Here is a 16,385-nt window from a genome sequence, read left to right on the forward strand (position 1 = left end):
CCCGTGGCTGGTAGAAACGCTGCATGAGCCCCCTGGAGCTGGAGCGCAACGAGTCGTGGCTGTCCCGTGAGGAGCTCGAGTCGGTGCGCGGCCGCATGCCGATCCTCTACGTCGACGCCGTGCCCGTGCGGGTCGACGCCACCGGGGCGGCGGTCCGCGTGGGGCTGCTGCTGCGGGCCTCGAGCGGAGGCAGCATCAACCGCGAGCTCGTCTCCGGTCGGGTGCTCTACCACGAGCGGGTGCGCGACGCCCTGACCCGGCACCTCGAGAAGGACCTCGGGCCGATGTGCCTGCCGCACATCCCGACCAGCCCGCAGCCGTTCACCGTGGCGGAGTACTTCCCCACACCGGGGGTGACGCCCTACCACGACCCGCGCCAGCACGCGGTGTCGCTGGCCTTCGTCGTGCCGGTCGCCGGCGACTGCGAGCCGCAGCAGGACGCGCTCGACCTCGCCTGGCTGAGCCTCGACGAGGCGGCCGATCCGGGGCTGCTCCAGGAGATGGACGGCGGCCACGGGGTACTGCTCCGACAGGCCCTGGCCCATCTCGGACACCGCGTCTGACGCCGGCTCGGCCGGCCCTCGAACGTCAGGCGGGCGCGGCGCCCCGGCGCCGGCGCACCTCCTCCTCGTCCATCGCGTTGGCCTCCTCGAGCGTGGGCGCCGTGCCCCCGAGCCGCACCGGCAGGAGGTGCCGCTCGGTCGGCGGCAGCGGCGGGTAGGCGTCCTGGTCGGCGTGCAGCTGGGCGGTCATCCGCTCGCGCAGGAGGGTGTTGGCCTCCTCCGCAGCCGCGGCCCCCTTCCCGACGGTGATCGGCTCGCCGACGGTCATGAAGATGGGGATGTTGGTGCGGCCCAGCCGCTTGGGGTGGCCCTTGGTCCAGACCCGCTGCGAGCCCCAGATCGTCACGGGGATGACCGGCACCCCGGCGGCCTGCGCCATGCGGATGGTGCCCGACTTGAAGTCCTTGAGCTCGAAGGAGCGCGAGATGGTCGCCTCGGGGAAGACGCCGACGATCTCGCCTGACTTGAGGGCGTCGACCGCGGCCCGGAAGGAGGTCGCGCCGGCCTCCCGGTCGACCGGGATGTGCTTCATCCCCCGCATGAGGGGCCCGGCCACCTTGTTGCGCCAGATGGACTCCTTGGCCATGAACCGCACCAGGCGTCCGGCGGGGCGGGCGGCCAGCCCGGCATACGTGAAGTCCATGTAACCGGTGTGGTTGATCGCGAAGACCGCACCCCCGGTGCGCGGCACGTTCTCGGCGCCCCGGATCCGGAACTTCAGGCCCTGCGCGGCGAAGACGAGGCGCGCGGCCCCGATGACGGTGGTGTAGACCGGCTCCATGGGCACACCCTAGAGGCCGGAACCGGTTGGTAGGGACGAGGGCGGTGATGGGAGGATTCCGCCCATGACCACCTCTGCTCAGACCACCCGCGCTGCCGCCATCCCGGAGAAGCCGTCGATCGACGGGCTCGAGGACAAGTGGGCGCCGGTATGGGAGGAGCAGGGCACCTACCGCTTCGACCGTGAGCGCGCCCTCGGCGGCCCCCGTGAGGCGGTCTACGCCATCGACACCCCGCCGCCCACCGCATCCGGCTCGCTGCACGTCGGCCACGTGTTCTCCTACACCCACACCGACTGCATCGCCCGCTACAAGCGGATGACCGGCCTCGAGGTCTTCTACCCGATGGGCTGGGACGACAACGGCCTGCCCACCGAGCGCCGCGTGCAGAACTACTACGGCGTCCGCGGCGACGCCACGCTCCCCTACGAGCCCGGCTTCGTGCCCCCGCAGGAGGGCGGCCAGGGCAAGAGCACCAAGGCGGCCGACCAGAAGCCGATCTCCCGGCAGAACTTCATCGAGCTGTGCGACATCCTCACCGTCAAGGACGAGGAGACCTTCGAGGCGCTGTGGCGCAGGCTGGGGCTGTCGGTCGACTGGAAGGTCAACTACCGCACCATCGACGCCAACTCCCGCGCCACCGCGCAGCAGGCGTTCCTGCGCAACCTCGCCCGCGGCGAGGCGTATGCCGCCGAGGCGCCCGGGCTGTGGGACGTCACCTTCCAGAGCGCCGTGGCCCAGGCCGAGCTCGAGGCCCGCGACTACCCCGGCCACTACCACCGGGTGGCCTTCCACCGGACGGACGGCTCCGGCCCGGTCTTCATCGAGACGACCCGCCCCGAACTGATCCCCTCCTGCGTGGCGCTCATCGCCCACCCCGACGACGAGCGGTATGCCGAGCTCTTCGGCACCACGGTCACCTCACCGCTGTTCGGGGTCGAGGTGCCGGTGCTCGCCCACCCGCTCGCCGAGATGGAGAAGGGCGCGGGCATCGCGATGTGCTGCACCTTCGGCGACCTCACCGACGTGCAGTGGTGGCGTGAGCTCGACCTGCCGACCCGCTCGGTCATCACCCGCACCGGGCGCATCCAGGCCGAGACGCCCGAGTGGATCGAGTCCGGTGAGGGCAAGGAGCTCTTCAGCGAGATCGCCACCAAGACGACGCACACGGCGCGCACGCTCATCGTCGACGCCCTGCGCGAGTCCGGCGACCTCGACGGCGAGCCCAAGCCGACCCAGCGCAAGGCGAACTTCTACGAGAAGGGCGACAAGCCGCTCGAGATCGTCACCTCGCGCCAGTGGTACATCAGGAACGGTGGCCGCGACGCCGAGCTCAACGCCGCGCTGGTCGAGCGGGGCCGCGAGCTCGACTTCCACCCCTCGTTCATGCGCACCCGCTACGAGAACTGGGTCGGTGGCCTCAACGGCGACTGGCTCATCAGCCGCCAGCGCTTCTTCGGCGTCCCGATCCCGGTCTGGTACCCCTTGGACGAGCAGGGCGATCCCGACTACGCCAACCCGATCGTCCCCGACGAGTCCGAGCTGCCGGTCGACCCGGTGGCGCAGGCGCCCCGCGGCTACGAGGAGTCGCAGCGCGGCCAGGCCGGTGGCTTCGTCGGCGACCCCGACATCATGGACACCTGGGCGACGTCGTCGCTCTCGCCGCAGATCGCGCTGGGCTGGCGGGAGGACCCGGAGCTCTTCGAGACGCTCTTCCCCATGGACCTGCGCCCGCAGGGGCAGGACATCATCCGCACCTGGCTCTTCGCCACGGTCGTGCGCGCGCACCTCGAGCACGGCTCGCTGCCGTGGACCAACGCGGCCATCAGCGGCTGGATCCTCGACCCCGACCGCAAGAAGATGAGCAAGTCCAAGGGCAACGCCGAGACGCCGGAGGACGTCGTGCGCCAGCACGGCGCCGACGCGGTGCGCTACTGGGCGGCCTCGGCGAAGCTCGGGACCGACGCCGCCTACGACACGGGTCAGATGAAGGTCGGCCGCCGCCTGGCCATCAAGGTGCTGAACGCCACGAAGTTCGCGTTGTCCTTTGGCGCAGCCGAAGCAGGGAACCACCCCAGCGCGGAGGTGCAAGGCGACCTGCACGACGCTGTCACCCACCCGCTCGACCGGGCCATGCTCGCCGGCCTCTCCGACGTCGTGGCCAAGGCGACCGCCGGGTTCGAGGCCTACGACCACGCCCGGGCGCTGGAGGTCACCGAGAGCTTCTTCTGGACCTTCTGCGACGACTACCTCGAGCTGGTCAAGGACCGGGCCTACGGCGGTCAGGGTGAGGAGGCCGCCGCATCCGCTCGGGCGGGTCTGCGCCTGGCGCTCGACGTGCTGCTGCGCCTGCTGGCGCCGTTCCTGCCCTACTCCACCGAGGAGGTGTGGTCGTGGTTCCACGAGGGGTCGGTGCACCGGGCCGCGTGGCCGACGGCGGCCGACCTCGGTGACCTCGGTGCCGCCGACGCGGCGCTGCTGGGTGCGGTCGGCGAGGCCCTGGCGGGCGTCCGCAAGGCCAAGTCGGAGGCCAAGGTCGGTATGCGCGCCGAGGTGTCGTCGATCGTGCTGGCCGGACCGCAGGACTGGTGCGACCGCGTGCGCACCGCCGAGGCGGACCTGCGCGCCGCCGGCCGGGTGACCGGAAGCCTCGACTACGCCGAGGCGGAGACCCCGGAGGTCCGCGACGCGGTGCTCATCCCCGTGGAGAAGCCGAAGGCCTGAACCCGGCGCGTGCCATCGGGCTGGACGGCGAACCACGGGACGTCCCAGCCCGACAGCCGCAGCCGGCGCTCGGCGAAGCTGTCCGCGTCGAGCAGGCTGACCAGGCCGGTGGCCGGGTCGTAGACGTCGAGGACCTGGTCGCCGTCGCCGGGCAGCACGAGCACCACGTGCCGGGGCAGCACGGCGCTGCCGGCGTACAGCAGTGCCGGCTCGCCCTCGTCGACCACGTCGACCAGGCGGGCGTGGGCCGCGCGCAGCCGGCTCCTCAGGTCGCCGCGCAGCACCTCCACCGTGTAGCGGGTGCCGCGGCGGGAGGCGCCGAACTCGAGCTCCTTCCTCGCGCCCCAGGGCGGGGTGCCCAGTGCCCTGGGCCAGGGCACGTTGAGGCGCCGACCCCCGGCATACAGGCGGTTGGTGCGGTTCATGACCACCCGCTCGTAGGCCGCGAACCGCTCCGCCTCGGTGTCTCCCGGAGGCGCGTCGACGCGCGGGCCCTCGCCGGTGGTGATCCAACGGGCGAACTGCGGGTTGACCAGCATGCGCGCCACGGTGAGGCAGGCTGCCCCACAGCTGACCGGGCTCTGCTGCACCGGGCCCTGGTCACCTGCGCGCAGGCGGTAGCCGTAGCCGGTGGTCATGGGCCCATCTTTGCCCGCTCGCCCACCGCCGTCCACCGTGCCGTGTGACAGACGGTGCGCCGAGCTGCGGCAAACAGGTAACAAACTCGTATCCGTGGGCCCGCGGTGTCGGCCCGGTCGCCTAGGGTCGGGCGTCGTGAGGCGGGGACGGTTGCTGATGCTGGTGGGGGCGGTCACCACGCTGTTCGTCGGCGCGTGGGTGGCCTCGGCCGGCCCGGTGGCCCTCTTCCGACGCCAGAACCTGAGCGGCTTCAGCGAGCGCAGCGCGCGTGGCTCGGACTTCGAGGAGTGGAGCAACGTGCCTCCACCGCCGAAGAAGATCTACAGCTCGGCCGACGCCAACGAGACCGTCGTCGCCGTCATCGTCTGGGGCCTGCGGCTCCTCATCGTCGCCATCGTGGTGACGGTGCTCTTCCTGGTGGTCCGCGAGCTCTGGCAGCGCCGGCCGGTGCCGGTCGAGGAGCCCGAGCCCGGTGCGGCGATCGAGACCCTGCCCGACGTGCTGCTCGAGGGCGCCGCGTCGCGCATGGAGCACCTCGAGACCGGCACCCCCACCGACGCGATCGTGGCGTGCTGGGTCCGGCTCGAGGAGGAGGTCGCCGCGGCGGGCCTGAAGGAGGACCGCTCCCGCACCTCCTCGGAGGTGGTCGCCGAGGTGCTCGCCGAGCACGACGTCGACGCCGTGGCCCTCGCCGAGCTCGCGTCGCTCTACCGCGAGGCCCGGTTCTCCGAGCACGCGCTGACCGAGGCGCACCGGGCGCGCGCCCGCGACGCGCTCACCACCGTGCACGTCGACCTGCGGCGGGCGGCGACGAAGGAGGCCCTGCGCGCATGAGCCCACGCTCCCGCAGCCGAGCGGACCTTCCGCCGGTCAACCCGCTGCTCATCGCGGCCGCCGGCGCGGTCGTGCTCGGCGTGGCCACCGTCGGCGTCTCCTGGCTGACCAGCCCCGGGCTGCTCCTCGCGACGCTCGCCGTCGTGGGCAGCGTCGCGGTGCTCACCCAGCGCCTCGCCCAGTCGCAGAAGCCGCTGCACTGGCAGACCCAGCTGCTCGACCCCGACGCCGAGCGCGGAGCCGACGCCCGCGTGTCCGGCCTGCGCCAGCAGGTCGAGCTGGCCGCGAGGGGCAGCACGGAGAGCCACGAGCGCCTGCACGCCCTGCTCGCCGGACTGGCCACCGAGCGCCTGCGTGACCACCGGGGCCTCGAGCCCTCCGACCCCGAGGCGGCGGCCCTGCTCGGCCCCGACCTCACGGCATACCTCGCCCGGCGCCCCACCGGACGCCTGACCACCGACCAGCTGCACCGCCACGTCCAGAAACTCGAGGAGCTCTCGTGACCACCGTCTACTCCCTCCCCCAGGTCTGCGACCAGGCCCAGCGCATCCTCGCCGAGGTGGAGCGCGCCGTCGTCGGCAAGCGACGGGCCGCCGAGCTCGTGCTCTCGGGCATCCTGGCCGGTGGGCACGTGCTGATGGAGGACTTCCCCGGCCTCGGCAAGACGCTGGCGGCGCGCTCCTTCGCGCAGGCGCTCGGGCTCGGCTTCGCCCGTGCCCAGTTCACCCCCGACCTGCTGCCGTCCGACCTGACCGGCTCGTTCCTCTACGACCAGCGCAGCCACGAGTTCACCTTCCGCCAGGGGCCGCTGTTCACCGGCCTGCTGCTCGCCGACGAGATCAACCGCACGCCCCCCAAGACGCAGTCGGCCCTGCTCGAGGCGATGCAGGAGGGCCAGGTGACGGTCGAGGGCGAGACCTTCCCGCTGCCCCAGCCGTTCCACGTGCTCGCCACCGCCAACCCCGTCGAGTACGAGGGCACCTACCCGCTGCCCGAGGCCCAGCTCGACCGCTTCCTGCTGCGGGTCAACTTCGGCTACCCGACGCCGCAGGAGGAGTGGGAGGTGCTCCAGCGCCGCATGGCCCGCCGCCGGGAGGCCCAGACCGTCGGCCAGGTCACCGACGCCGAGGGGCTGCTCGCCATGCAGCAGGCCATCGAGGGCGTCACCGTCGACGAGACCGTGGGCCAGTACTGCGTCAGGCTCGTCGACGCCACCCGCCGTCACCAGCACCTGCTCATGGGCTCCTCGCCGCGTGGCTCGCTCGCGCTGCTCCTGACCGCCCGCGCGTATGCCGTCGTGCAGGGCCGCGACTACGTCACCCCCGAGGACGTCAAGGCCGTGGCGCACGCCGCCCTCGACCACCGCGTGACCGTGCGGCCGGAGCTGTGGATGAACGAGGTGACCGCGTCGAGCGTGGTCGAGTCGATCCTGTCGTCGACGCCCACCCCCGGCGCCACGACCGTCGCGGCCTCCGCGGCGAAGCCCTCCGGGTTCGAGCGGCCGGCCTCGGCGCCCACCCGCCGGTGACCGCTCCCGCCGAGCTCGCCGAGGAGCTCGCCCCGGTCCGGGCGACGTGGCGGCCCACCCCCGCCCTCACCAGGGCCACGGTGGTGGGGCTCGCCCTCGTCGTCTTCGGCGTGCTCGTGCGACGGCCCGAGCTGCTCGTCCTCGGCACCCCCCTGTTCCTCGTCTCGCTGTGGTCGTTCACCACCCGGCCCGAGCAGGCCCCCGTCGTCGCCGCCGGTCCGCGCCACCTCACCCTCCGCGAGGGACAGGCCACCCGCTGGGTCGCCGAGGTGCAGCCGGGCCCGGGCGTCGAGGACGTCGGGCTGGCGCTGATGGGCACGCCGCACACCGAGTTCGAGCCGGCCGGCCGAGCCGTGGCGACGGCGAGCGACGCCCAGGGGCCGGTCACCGCGGCAGTCGCCTGCCGCACCACCCGGTGGGGCCGCCGTCAGCTCGGCCCGGCCGTGCTCAGCATCTCGAGCGCCTTCGGCTCCCACCGGTGGGCACCCGACGTCGTCGAGTCCCGGCCGGTGACCACGGTGCCGCTGCCCGACACCTTCGCCGCCCGGGTACCCGTGCCACGCCCCGACGGCCTCGTGGGGCAGAACCGCTCCCACCACCCCGGCGACGGCGGGGAGTTCGCCGACATCCGGCAGTTCCGCTTCGGCGACCGGCTGCGCCGGGTGCACTGGCCGGTGAGCATCCGCACCGGCCAGCTGCACGTCACGTCGACCTACGCCGACCAGGACTCCGAGGTCGTCCTGCTCGTCGACGCGATGCACGACATCGGCACCAGCCAGGGCGTGGGCGGGCGCAGCAGCAGCCTCGACAACGCCGTCCGCGCGGCCGGCGCCATCGCCGAGCACTACCTGCGCACCGGCGACCGGGTCGGCCTGCGCGTGCTCGGCGCCCGCGGGGTGCCCGCGCTCGACTCGGCCGCCGGCAGGAACCACCTGCGCCGGGTGCTCGACACGCTGGCGCGGACCACGGCTGCGCAGGGCACCGTCGCCGACGAGAAGCGGCTGCGCGGCCAGCTGCGCGCCCGGGTGCCCGCGGGCGCCCTGGTCGTCGTGCTGACCCCGGCCATCTCACCCGACGTGCTCGGCCACGCACTGGCCCTCTCGCGCCGCGGCATCTCCGTGATCGCCATCGACACCCTGCCCCCCGAGCTGGCCTCCGCCGACCTCGACCCGCACCTGCTCGAGACCCTCATGCCCGAGGCCGACAAGACGCCGGACGCCTCACGGCTCGCCTGGCGGATCCGGCTGCTCGAGCGCGAGCACGAGATGCGCCGGGCCCGCGAGGCCGGCGTGCCGATCGTGCCCTGGGCCGGGCCGGGCACCCTCGACATCGTGCTGCGCGACCTCGGCCGACGCTCGCGCGCCCCGCGGGTGGTGAGCCGGTGATGTCGACCTCCCACCGCGTGCTGCGCGTCGTCATGGCCCTGTCGTCGCTGGGGCTGGTCGCCCTCGTCTACGCCGCGGGCGGCGGCATCCACCTGCTCGCCCTGGCGCTCGCCGTGGCCACGCCGTATGCCGTGAGCCGACCCGAGTCGGTCGCGGTCATCCTGCTGCTCGCCGCCCACGCGGTGCACTGGGTGGGCTCGGCGCCGGTCCCGCGGGGCTGGGGATCCTGGCTGTGGCTCCTGCTCGGCGCGTGGCTCGCGCTGCTGGTGCACGTGAGCGCCGCGGCGGCGGTCACCTGGCCGTCGGGGGCACCGGTCCCCCGGGCCGCGCTGCGTCGCTGGGGGCTGCGTACGGCCGCGGTCGCCCTGGCCACCGTGCCGGTGTGGGCGGCGTCGGCGGCCACGCGCGACCAGAGCCTGCGCGGCGAGGCGTCGATGACCTACGTTGCCCTGGCCGGGCTGACGCTGCTCGGCGCAGCGCTCTACCTCATCGCGCGCCAGTCGCCCCTCGCCCGCCGCTGACCCCCGCGCGGCGAAGGTGCACGACGCATCGGTGCCGCGCGGCTGGGAGCCAGCTGCGCGGCATACCGGTGGGTGGGTCAGGCGGAGCGCTTGCGCGGCCGCTTGGCCGGCGCCTCGACCTCGTCGCGTCGCACGATGGTCGGCAGGACGTTCTCGAGCACGACCTCACGGGTGACGACCACCTTGGCGATGCCGTCGTCGCTGGGCACGTCGAACATCACGGGGAGCAGGACCTCCTCCATGATGGCGCGCAGGCCGCGGGCGCCGGTGCCCCGCTTGAGCGCCTGCTCGGCGACGGCCTCGATGGCCTCGTCGGTGAACTCGAGCTCGACGCCGTCGATCTCGAACATCTTCTTGTACTGCTTCACCAGCGCGTTGCGCGGCTCGGTGAGGATCTTGACCAGGGCGTCGCTGTCGAGCGGCGAGACCGTGGTGATGACCGGGAGGCGGCCGATGAACTCGGGGATCAGCCCGAACTTCATGAGGTCCTCGGGCATGACGTCGCCGTAGGACTCGGCGAGGTCCTTGGGCGTGTGCAGCTCGGAGCCGAAGCCGAGGCCCTTCTTGCCGTTGCGCGACTCGATGAGCTTCTCGAGCCCGGCGAACGCGCCGCCGACGATGAAGAGCACGTTCGTGGTGTCGATCTGGATGAACTCCTGGTGCGGGTGCTTGCGCCCGCCCTGAGGGGGCACCGACGCGGTGGTGCCCTCGAGGATCTTCAGCAGCGCCTGCTGCACGCCCTCGCCGGAGACGTCACGGGTGATCGACGGGTTCTCGCTCTTGCGGGCGATCTTGTCGACCTCGTCGATGTAGATGATGCCCGTCTCGGCCTTCTTGACGTCGTAGTCGGCGGCCTGGATCAGCTTGAGCAGGATGTTCTCGACGTCCTCGCCGACGTAACCGGCCTCGGTCAGCGCGGTCGCGTCGGCGATCGCGAAGGGCACGTTGAGCATGCGGGCCAGCGTCTGGGCGAGGTAGGTCTTGCCACAGCCGGTGGGGCCGATGAGCAGGATGTTGGACTTGGCGATGTCGACCGACTCGGCGTCCTTCTTGCTGGTGGCCTCGCCTGCCTGGATGCGCTTGTAGTGGTTGTAGACGGCCACCGCGAGCGCCTTCTTGGCGACGTCCTGGCCGATCACGTAGCTCTGGAGGAACTCGAAGATCTCGCGCGGCTTGGGCAGCTCGTCGAGGCCGAGCTCGGAGGACTCGGCGAGCTCCTCCTCGATGATCTCGTTGCAGAGGTCGATGCACTCGTCACAGATGTAGACGCCCGGGCCGGCGATCAGCTTCTTGACCTGCTTCTGGCTCTTGCCGCAGAACGAGCACTTCAGCAGGTCGCCACCGTCTCCCATGCGTGCCACGTGACGGTCCTCCTCTAGTGGGTGTGCAACTGCAACGACGTCGGGCAGACGCTACCCGTCCACCCGGCCTGCAGGCTCCATTGAACGCCCCGAGTCGGCCCTGAGTCGCGTTTGTCCGCTGACAGCGGACAAGACCTGCAGTTGCCTTCCGGGCGGATATTCGTATCCTTTTCAACGAGGGGAGTACTTCCCACGAGCCGCACCGGTCAGTACGAGCGTCCCAACGTCGCTCCCGGTGCGGCGCCGCGTTCGGCATCCCGGCCGACAGCGGTGAAGGAGACCTCAGCTCGTCACGACGACCTGAGGACCACCATGTCACCATCCCTCCTTGCCGCTGCCGCCGACCCCGGTGCCGCCGGCAGCTCCATCGGCACCCCCGCTCTCTGGGGCGTCAGCATCGCCGCCGTCCTGGCCCTCGTGGTCCTCGACTTCCTGCTCACCCGCAAGCCGCACGAGGTCTCCATGCGCGAGGCGATCGGCTGGTCGGCCTTCTACATCGCCCTCCCCGTGGCCTTCGGCGCCTGGATCTGGAGCCGGCACGGCAGCCAGATCGGGCTCGAGTACTACACCGGCTACCTGGTCGAGAAGTCGCTCTCGGTCGACAACCTGTTCGTCTTCATGCTGCTGCTGGCCGCGTTCGCGGTGCCGAAGGAGCTGCAGCAGCGGGTGCTGCTCATCGGCGTCGTCGGAGCGCTCGCCCTGCGCGGCGTGTTCATCGCCCTCGGCGCGCAGATGCTGGCCCACTTCGACTGGACCTTCCTGCTCTTCGGCCTGGTCCTCCTCGTCACCGGCGTGAAGCTGCTGCGTGACGCGGTGCAGGGCGCCGACCACGAGATCGACATCTCGCGGATGCGCAGCGTGCGACTGCTCCGGCGGGTCATGCCGGTCAGGGACGACTACCACGGCACGCGGATGACCGTCCGTGACAATGGCCGCCGGGCCCTCACCCCGCTGGCCCTGGTCACCGTCGCCATCCTCGCCACCGACATCGTCTTCGCCGTCGACTCCGTGCCCGCGGTCTACGGCATCACGGGCGACCCGTACCTCGTCTTCGCGACCAACGCGTTCGCCCTCCTCGGCCTGCGCGCGCTCTACTTCGTGCTCGAGGGCGCCCTGTCCAAGCTGGTCCACCTCGGCTACGGCCTGGCTGCGATCCTGGGCTTCATCGGCGTCAAGCTCGTGCTCCACTGGGCGCACGGCATCTGGCCGGCCACCCCGGAGGTGCCGACGCTTCTCTCGCTGGGCGTCATCGTGGGCATCCTCGCCATCGTCACCATGACCAGCCTGCGAGCCAGCCGGCGCGCCGAGCTCGAGGCCGCGGCGGCGCGCACGCAGGGCGCCGCCGAGCCGGAGCCCGAGGCGGAGCCCGCCGGCCGCCACTGACCGACCACCCCGGGCCCAGATGCGTGAGGGGCCGCCCGCTCCGTTGAGCGGGCGGCCCCTCGGTGGGCGGTTGACGGACCCCAGACGCCACCGTGCGCCTGGATGGTGACCAGTGCCCTGCCCCACCCGGGTGCGTGGAAATGACACCGGGGGTGCCTAGACCCGCATGGCTCGGCGCGCGACCGTGGAAGGGCAGGGATTGCCACCGAACCGCTGAGGAGAGAGCCATGAACACGGTGTTCCGTGTCCTCGCCGCGACGGGTGCAGCCAGCGTTGTCCCCCTCGCCCTGGCCGGGCCCGCCCAGGCCACCACGCAGAACCACGACTCCGGCTTCGGCTGGGTCAGGGTCTGCCAGAAGATCCACAACTTCGACCACGACCGCGACTACTGGGGCGACTACGGCATCCGCGACTCGTCCAACCGCCACAAGACCGTGACCCTCGGGGGCAGGGCCTACGACTGCGAGACCACGCGGGTCAGGACGGGCTGGACCAAGGTCTATGTCATCGACTTCCCGCGCCACGTCTCCTTCGACAGGCACCAGGACGACAGCTACTGGTTCAAGGTCAGGAAGGGCGACACCTACACCGTGACATTCAGCTACCACGCCCGGGGCAACAGCAAGAACTGGCACGCGGACCGCGCGGCCTGACCCTGCCCGGGGAAAAGGTACGCCGCCCGCTCGAGGTGAGCGGGCGGCATACGTCTGCCTGTGGCGAAGTCAGACCTCGAGGGAGGCCTTGCGGGAGGCGAGCACCTCGTCGATGAGGCCGTAGTCCTTGGCCTCGCTCGCGCCGAGGATCTTGTCGCGTTCGATGTCCTCGTTGACCTGCTCGGGCGTGCGGCCGGTGTGGTGCGCGAGGGTCTCCTCGAGCCACGTGCGCATGCGCAGCACCTCGTTGGCCTGGATCTCGATGTCGGAGGCCTGGCCGTAGTCACCGCCGGCGAGGGCCGGCTGGTGGATGAGGATGCGGGCGTTGGGCAGGGCGAACCGCTTGCCCGGGGCGCCGGCGCCGAGCAGCACCGCCGCCGCCGAGGCGGCCTGGCCGACCACGAAGGTCTGCACGTCCGGGCGGATGTACTGCATCGTGTCGTAGATGGCCGTCATCGCGGTGAACGAGCCGCCGGGGCTGTTGATGTACATGAGGATGTCGCGGTCGGGGTCCTGCGACTCGAGCACGATCAGCTGGGCGATCACGTCGTCGGCCGAGGCGTCGTCGACCTGCACGCCGAGGAAGATGATGCGGTCCTCGAACAGCTTGGTGTAGGGGTCGAGGCGCTTCATCCCGTAGGAGGTGCGCTCCTCGAACTGCGGCAGGATGTAACGGCTGCTCGGGCCCGGGACGTGCACGCCGCCGCCCATCTGCGGGAGGTGGAGGCCGCCGTTCTGGTTGTGCGTCATGGGATCTGCGTTCCTTCTCTGGCGGTCGGTCACTTGGTCCCGCCGGCACCCGGCGTCAGGGTGGCGTCGCTGAAGACGTGGTCGACGAAGCCGTACTCCTTGGCCTCCTCGGCGGTGAACCAGCGGTCGCGGTCGGAGTCCTTGGTGATCTGCTCGAGGCTCTGGCCGGTGTGCTCGGCGATGAGCTCGGCCATCTGCTTCTTGATGTGCAGCATCTGCTCGGCCTGGATCTTGATGTCCGACGCGGTGCCGCCGATGCCGCCCGAGGGCTGGTGCATCATCACGCGGGCGTGGGGCGTGGCATAGCGCTTGCCCTTGGTGCCGGCGCTGAGCAGGAACTGCCCCATCGAGGCGGCCAGGCCCATCGCCACGGTGGCGACGTCGTTGGGCACCCACTTCATGGTGTCGTAGATCGCCATGCCCGCGGTGACCGAGCCACCCGGAGAGTTGATGTAGAGCCAGATGTCCTTGTCGGGGTCCTCGGCGGCGAGCAGCAGGAGCTGCGCGCAGATGGCGTTCGCGTTCTCGTCGCGCACGTCCGAGCCCAGGAAGATGATCCGCTCCTTGAGCAGGCGGTTGTAGATGTGGTCGTCCAGACCACCCTGCGGCCCGTTCTGGGCCACGATCTCAGTGCTGCTCACCATGTCTCCGTTCAGGCTGGTTGCGCTTGCTGGCTGGTTGCTCACGCTGACCCTAACGCCCGCGTCCGCGGCGGAAGTCCCCGGATGTGTCGATGTTCGCCGTCAGCGCACAAGCCGGTATGCCGCGTCGGCACCGTCGCGTGCCCGCTCAGGCCCGCGCCCAGCGCGCCGGGAGGTGGGCTACTCGGCTGCGGCAGCCGCCGCCTCGTGCTGCGCGCGGACGCGCTCGGGCTCGCGGACGGCCGGCAGCACCAGCAGCGCCACGACGAGCAGGGCGCCCACGGCGAGCAGGGCCCTGAGGATGCCGAAGTGGTCACCGAGGTAGCCCAGGAGCGGGGGCCCGGCGATGAAGGCGGTGTAGCCGATCGTGGCGACCACCGAGATCCGGGCGGCGGCCCGCTCGGGGTCGTCGGCCGCGGCGCTCATGCCGACCGGGAAGCCCAGCGAGACACCCACACCCCAGATGGCGGCGCCGAGGTAGGCGAGCGGAACCGTGCCGAAGACGACGAGCAGGCTCCCGATGCCGGCGACGACGAGCATCACCCGCAGCACGGCCACCCGTCCGAAGCGGTCGAGCAGGCCGGTGCCGGCGATGCGGCCCAGGGTCATGAAGGACAGGAAGGTCGCGAAGGCCAGCACGCCGGCCCAGGTGGGAAGGCCGTAACCCTCGACGAACGCGACGGAGACCCAGTCGTTGGCGGTGCCCTCGGTGAAGGCGGCGACCAGCGTGAGCACGCCGATCATCAGGGTGCGGCGCTCGGTCCAGGCCGACAGCACGCCCAGGCGGGCACGGCCGCCGGAAGCGGCCGGGTCCTGCGCGCCGGACGCGGCGTCCGCGTCGCCCTCGGACTCCAGGGCGCGCGGCAGGAACGAACGGGTGGCCCACAGGCAGACGGCGACGATGACGACCACGGCGGCCAGCAGGTGAACCGTCAGGGGCACCTGCCGCCAGGCCATCAGGGCGCCGATGAGCGCGCTGACGACGGTGCCGCCGGAGAAGGCGGCGTGGAAGCGGGGCATGATGTTGCGCCCGAGCAGGCGCTCGACGCTGGCGCCCTCGAGGTTCATGCCGACGTCCCAGACCCCGACGCCGAGGCCGAGCAGGAACAGGCCGAGCGCGACCAGCCACCGCTCCCCCACGACGTCGACGCCGACGCCGACCACGGTGGCGCCGACCGCCGTCGAGCCGAGGCCGAGGGCCACCGAGCCGGCGGCGCCGATGCGGTGCGAGATCCACCCGGAGGCGGGAAGGCCCACGATCGACCCGGCCGAGAGGGCGAGCAGCGTGGTGCCGAGCTGGCCGGCGCTGAGGCCGAGGGTCTGCTTGACGTCGGGGATGCGCGACGCCCAGGTGGCGAAGGCCATGCCGTTCATCGCGAAGATGATGAAGACGGCGTTGCGGGCCGCCAGGAGGCGCTCGGTGCTGAGGGTGGGCTGCTGGGTCACGGGCACGGCTCGCTCGGAAGATCTGGTGGGTGGAAGTCGTGGTCGAATCGATTCGACCGAATCGATTCGATAGTGTGTCGCCCATGGCCGCCACCCGTCAAGCCCGCGCCACCCTGCGCGAGGTCGCCGACCGGGCCGGCGTCTCCACCTCCACGGCCTCGCTCGTGTTCAGCGGCAAGGGCCCGGTGGCGGACGAGACCGCCGCACGGGTGCGCAGGGCCGCGACGGACCTCGGGTACACCGGGCCCAACCCGCTGGCCTCCTCGCTGCGCCACGGCCGGGCCGGCGTGGTCGGCGTCATCGTCGAGGGACGCCTGCTGCACGCCTTCCGCGATCCGTTCGCCGTCAGCGTGCTCGACGGCCTCGCCCAGCAGCTCGACGCCATCCCCGCCGGGATGCTGCTCATCGCCCAGTCCCAGGACGACCCCGGGCGCATCGTCCCCCAGCTCGCCGGCTACGCCCTCGACGCGGTCGTGTTCTCGCTGTGCGGGCCCATGCACAACCCTGTGGTCGACCACCTCGCGGCGCGCGGCATCCCGATGGTCGGCAACGGCTCACCGGACGACCCGCGCGTGGCCCAGATCCGGCTCGACGAGCGCGGCGCGAGCGCCTCTGCCGCGCGCCACCTGCACGACCTCGGCCACCGCCGGGTCGGCCACGTCGCCATGCAGCTTCGAGCCGACAGCGCCACCGCGCCCTTCGTCTCGTCCGACCTCGCCTCGGCGGAGTACGCCGACGCCCGCGACCGCGCGCTCGGTTTCCTCGACGTCTTCGGCGACGGGGCGCCCATGGTCGAGACCGCGATCCCCGACGTCGACGAGGGCCGCCGCGCCGGCCGGCTGCTGCTCGACGTGCCACAGGAGCAGCGCCCCACCGCCGTCGTCGCACAGTCGGACCTGCTGGCGCTCGGCGCCATCCGGGCCGCCCAGGACCTCGGGCTCCGCGTGCCCGAGGACGTCAGCGTCACGGGCTTCGACGGCATCGACCTGCCCTGGTACGCCGGCACGCTGACGACGGTGCTGCAGCACGGCGAGGAGAAGGGCCAGCAGCTCGGCGCCATGGTCCAGGCACTGCTGACCGGGGACACCGTGGCCGACCTCGTCATGCCCACCGAGCTCCGGGTGGGCACCACGACGGCTCCCCCGGCGCCGACCCCCGGCGCCACCGCCTGAACGGCG

The 16,385-nt window shown here is 72.0% G+C and carries 16 protein-coding genes; 10 read left to right on the forward strand and 6 right to left on the reverse strand.

The genetic code is table 11. The annotated features are described in order from the left end of the window. The first annotated feature begins 23 nt into the window (after positions 1–23). The gene (locus tag P2F65_RS14325; protein WP_275809024.1) at positions 24–563 is read left to right on the forward strand and encodes an NUDIX hydrolase family protein; all 540 of its coding nucleotides are present in this window, start codon (positions 24–26) and stop codon (positions 561–563) included. 25 nt (positions 564–588) lie between these two features. On the opposite strand, the gene P2F65_RS14330 is transcribed toward P2F65_RS14325, so the two are convergent. Then, positions 589–1,344, reverse strand: coding sequence for a lysophospholipid acyltransferase family protein (locus tag P2F65_RS14330; protein WP_275809027.1), 756 nt, complete (start codon positions 1,342–1,344; stop codon positions 589–591). A gap of 64 nt (positions 1,345–1,408) precedes the next feature. On the opposite strand from P2F65_RS14330, the gene valS reads away from it, so the two are divergent. Continuing rightward, a complete protein-coding gene (gene valS / locus P2F65_RS14335; protein WP_275809030.1) occupies positions 1,409–4,066 on the forward strand; it encodes a valine--tRNA ligase in 2,658 nt (885 codons plus the stop codon). On the opposite strand, the gene P2F65_RS14340 is transcribed toward valS, so the two are convergent. Then, positions 3,997–4,704 carry a hypothetical protein gene (locus P2F65_RS14340; RefSeq protein WP_275809033.1) on the reverse strand — a complete coding sequence of 236 codons (708 nt, stop codon included), beginning with the start codon at positions 4,702–4,704 and terminating at the stop codon, positions 3,997–3,999. The genes valS and P2F65_RS14340 overlap by 70 nt on opposite strands. 136 nt (positions 4,705–4,840) lie before the next feature. Between P2F65_RS14340 and P2F65_RS14345 the strand changes: the two genes are divergently transcribed. The 5 genes from P2F65_RS14345 to P2F65_RS14365 are packed head-to-tail and all read left to right on the forward strand — an operon-like array spanning position 4,841 to position 8,973. Further along, on the forward strand, positions 4,841–5,539 hold the full coding sequence (locus tag P2F65_RS14345) for a DUF4129 domain-containing protein (RefSeq protein WP_275809036.1): 699 nt from the start codon (positions 4,841–4,843) through the stop codon (positions 5,537–5,539). Continuing rightward, positions 5,536–6,042 (forward strand): hypothetical protein, encoded by a 507-nt coding sequence (locus P2F65_RS14350; protein ID WP_275809038.1) that lies wholly within the window; start codon positions 5,536–5,538, stop codon positions 6,040–6,042. Before P2F65_RS14345 ends, P2F65_RS14350 begins: the two co-directional genes overlap by 4 nt. Further along, positions 6,039–7,067, forward strand: coding sequence for a MoxR family ATPase (locus tag P2F65_RS14355; protein ID WP_275809041.1), 1,029 nt, complete (start codon positions 6,039–6,041; stop codon positions 7,065–7,067). Before P2F65_RS14350 ends, P2F65_RS14355 begins: the two co-directional genes overlap by 4 nt. Further along, the gene (locus P2F65_RS14360; RefSeq protein WP_275809044.1) at positions 7,064–8,452 is read left to right on the forward strand and encodes a DUF58 domain-containing protein; all 1,389 of its coding nucleotides are present in this window, start codon (positions 7,064–7,066) and stop codon (positions 8,450–8,452) included. Before P2F65_RS14355 ends, P2F65_RS14360 begins: the two co-directional genes overlap by 4 nt. Continuing rightward, positions 8,452–8,973 (forward strand): hypothetical protein, encoded by a 522-nt coding sequence (locus P2F65_RS14365; protein WP_275809046.1) that lies wholly within the window; start codon positions 8,452–8,454, stop codon positions 8,971–8,973. The genes P2F65_RS14360 and P2F65_RS14365 overlap by 1 nt, the downstream gene beginning before the upstream one ends. Before the next feature lie 77 nt (positions 8,974–9,050). On the opposite strand, the gene clpX is transcribed toward P2F65_RS14365, so the two are convergent. Beyond that, a complete protein-coding gene (gene clpX / locus P2F65_RS14370; protein WP_275809048.1) occupies positions 9,051–10,334 on the reverse strand; it encodes an ATP-dependent Clp protease ATP-binding subunit ClpX in 1,284 nt (427 codons plus the stop codon). Positions 10,335–10,646: 312 nt separating this feature from the next. Here clpX and P2F65_RS14375 point away from each other — a divergent pair, with 312 nt between their 5' ends. After that, on the forward strand, positions 10,647–11,717 hold the full coding sequence (locus P2F65_RS14375; RefSeq protein ID WP_275809050.1) for a TerC family protein: 1,071 nt from the start codon (positions 10,647–10,649) through the stop codon (positions 11,715–11,717). 227 nt (positions 11,718–11,944) lie between these two features. Continuing rightward, positions 11,945–12,370: a hypothetical protein gene (locus tag P2F65_RS14380; RefSeq protein ID WP_275809053.1), complete on the forward strand. Its 426-nt coding sequence runs from the start codon at positions 11,945–11,947 to the stop codon at positions 12,368–12,370. 69 nt (positions 12,371–12,439) lie between these two features. Here the strand turns inward: P2F65_RS14380 and P2F65_RS14385 are convergent, their stop codons facing one another. From P2F65_RS14385 to P2F65_RS14395, 3 genes are all read right to left on the reverse strand, one after another. Then, the gene (locus tag P2F65_RS14385; protein ID WP_275810675.1) at positions 12,440–13,081 is read right to left on the reverse strand and encodes an ATP-dependent Clp protease proteolytic subunit; all 642 of its coding nucleotides are present in this window, start codon (positions 13,079–13,081) and stop codon (positions 12,440–12,442) included. 68 nt (positions 13,082–13,149) lie between these two features. Beyond that, positions 13,150–13,764, reverse strand: coding sequence for an ATP-dependent Clp protease proteolytic subunit (locus tag P2F65_RS14390; RefSeq protein ID WP_275809056.1), 615 nt, complete (start codon positions 13,762–13,764; stop codon positions 13,150–13,152). 177 nt (positions 13,765–13,941) lie between these two features. Further along, complete coding sequence (locus P2F65_RS14395; RefSeq protein ID WP_345803712.1) at positions 13,942–15,273, reverse strand: MFS transporter; 1,332 nt, start codon at positions 15,271–15,273, stop codon at positions 13,942–13,944. Between the two features lie 17 nt (positions 15,274–15,290). Between P2F65_RS14395 and P2F65_RS14400 the strand changes: the two genes are divergently transcribed. Further along, entirely contained in the window at positions 15,291–16,379 is a 1,089-nt protein-coding gene (locus P2F65_RS14400; protein ID WP_275809062.1) for a LacI family DNA-binding transcriptional regulator, read from the forward strand. The last annotated feature ends 6 nt before the right edge of the window (positions 16,380–16,385 follow it).

Source organism: Knoellia sp. p5-6-4 (assembly GCF_029222705.1).
Taxonomy (GTDB): domain Bacteria; phylum Actinomycetota; class Actinomycetes; order Actinomycetales; family Dermatophilaceae; genus Pedococcus_A.

What these genes read in the sequence shown, in the direction of transcription:
- P2F65_RS14325 (WP_275809024.1), top strand. Translation starts at nt 24, where the DNA reads ATGAGCCCCCTGGAGCTGGAGCGCAACGAGTCGTGGCTGTCCCGTGAG.
- P2F65_RS14330 (WP_275809027.1), bottom strand. Translation starts at nt 1,344, where the DNA reads ATGGAGCCGGTCTACACCACCGTCATCGGGGCCGCGCGCCTCGTCTTC.
- valS (WP_275809030.1), top strand. Translation starts at nt 1,409, where the DNA reads ATGACCACCTCTGCTCAGACCACCCGCGCTGCCGCCATCCCGGAGAAG.
- P2F65_RS14340 (WP_275809033.1), bottom strand. Translation starts at nt 4,704, where the DNA reads ATGACCACCGGCTACGGCTACCGCCTGCGCGCAGGTGACCAGGGCCCG.
- P2F65_RS14350 (WP_275809038.1), top strand. Translation starts at nt 5,536, where the DNA reads ATGAGCCCACGCTCCCGCAGCCGAGCGGACCTTCCGCCGGTCAACCCG.
- P2F65_RS14365 (WP_275809046.1), top strand. Translation starts at nt 8,452, where the DNA reads ATGTCGACCTCCCACCGCGTGCTGCGCGTCGTCATGGCCCTGTCGTCG.
- P2F65_RS14375 (WP_275809050.1), top strand. Translation starts at nt 10,647, where the DNA reads ATGTCACCATCCCTCCTTGCCGCTGCCGCCGACCCCGGTGCCGCCGGC.
- P2F65_RS14380 (WP_275809053.1), top strand. Translation starts at nt 11,945, where the DNA reads ATGAACACGGTGTTCCGTGTCCTCGCCGCGACGGGTGCAGCCAGCGTT.
- P2F65_RS14385 (WP_275810675.1), bottom strand. Translation starts at nt 13,081, where the DNA reads ATGGGCGGCGGCGTGCACGTCCCGGGCCCGAGCAGCCGTTACATCCTG.
- P2F65_RS14390 (WP_275809056.1), bottom strand. Translation starts at nt 13,764, where the DNA reads ATGGTGAGCAGCACTGAGATCGTGGCCCAGAACGGGCCGCAGGGTGGT.
- P2F65_RS14400 (WP_275809062.1), top strand. Translation starts at nt 15,291, where the DNA reads ATGGCCGCCACCCGTCAAGCCCGCGCCACCCTGCGCGAGGTCGCCGAC.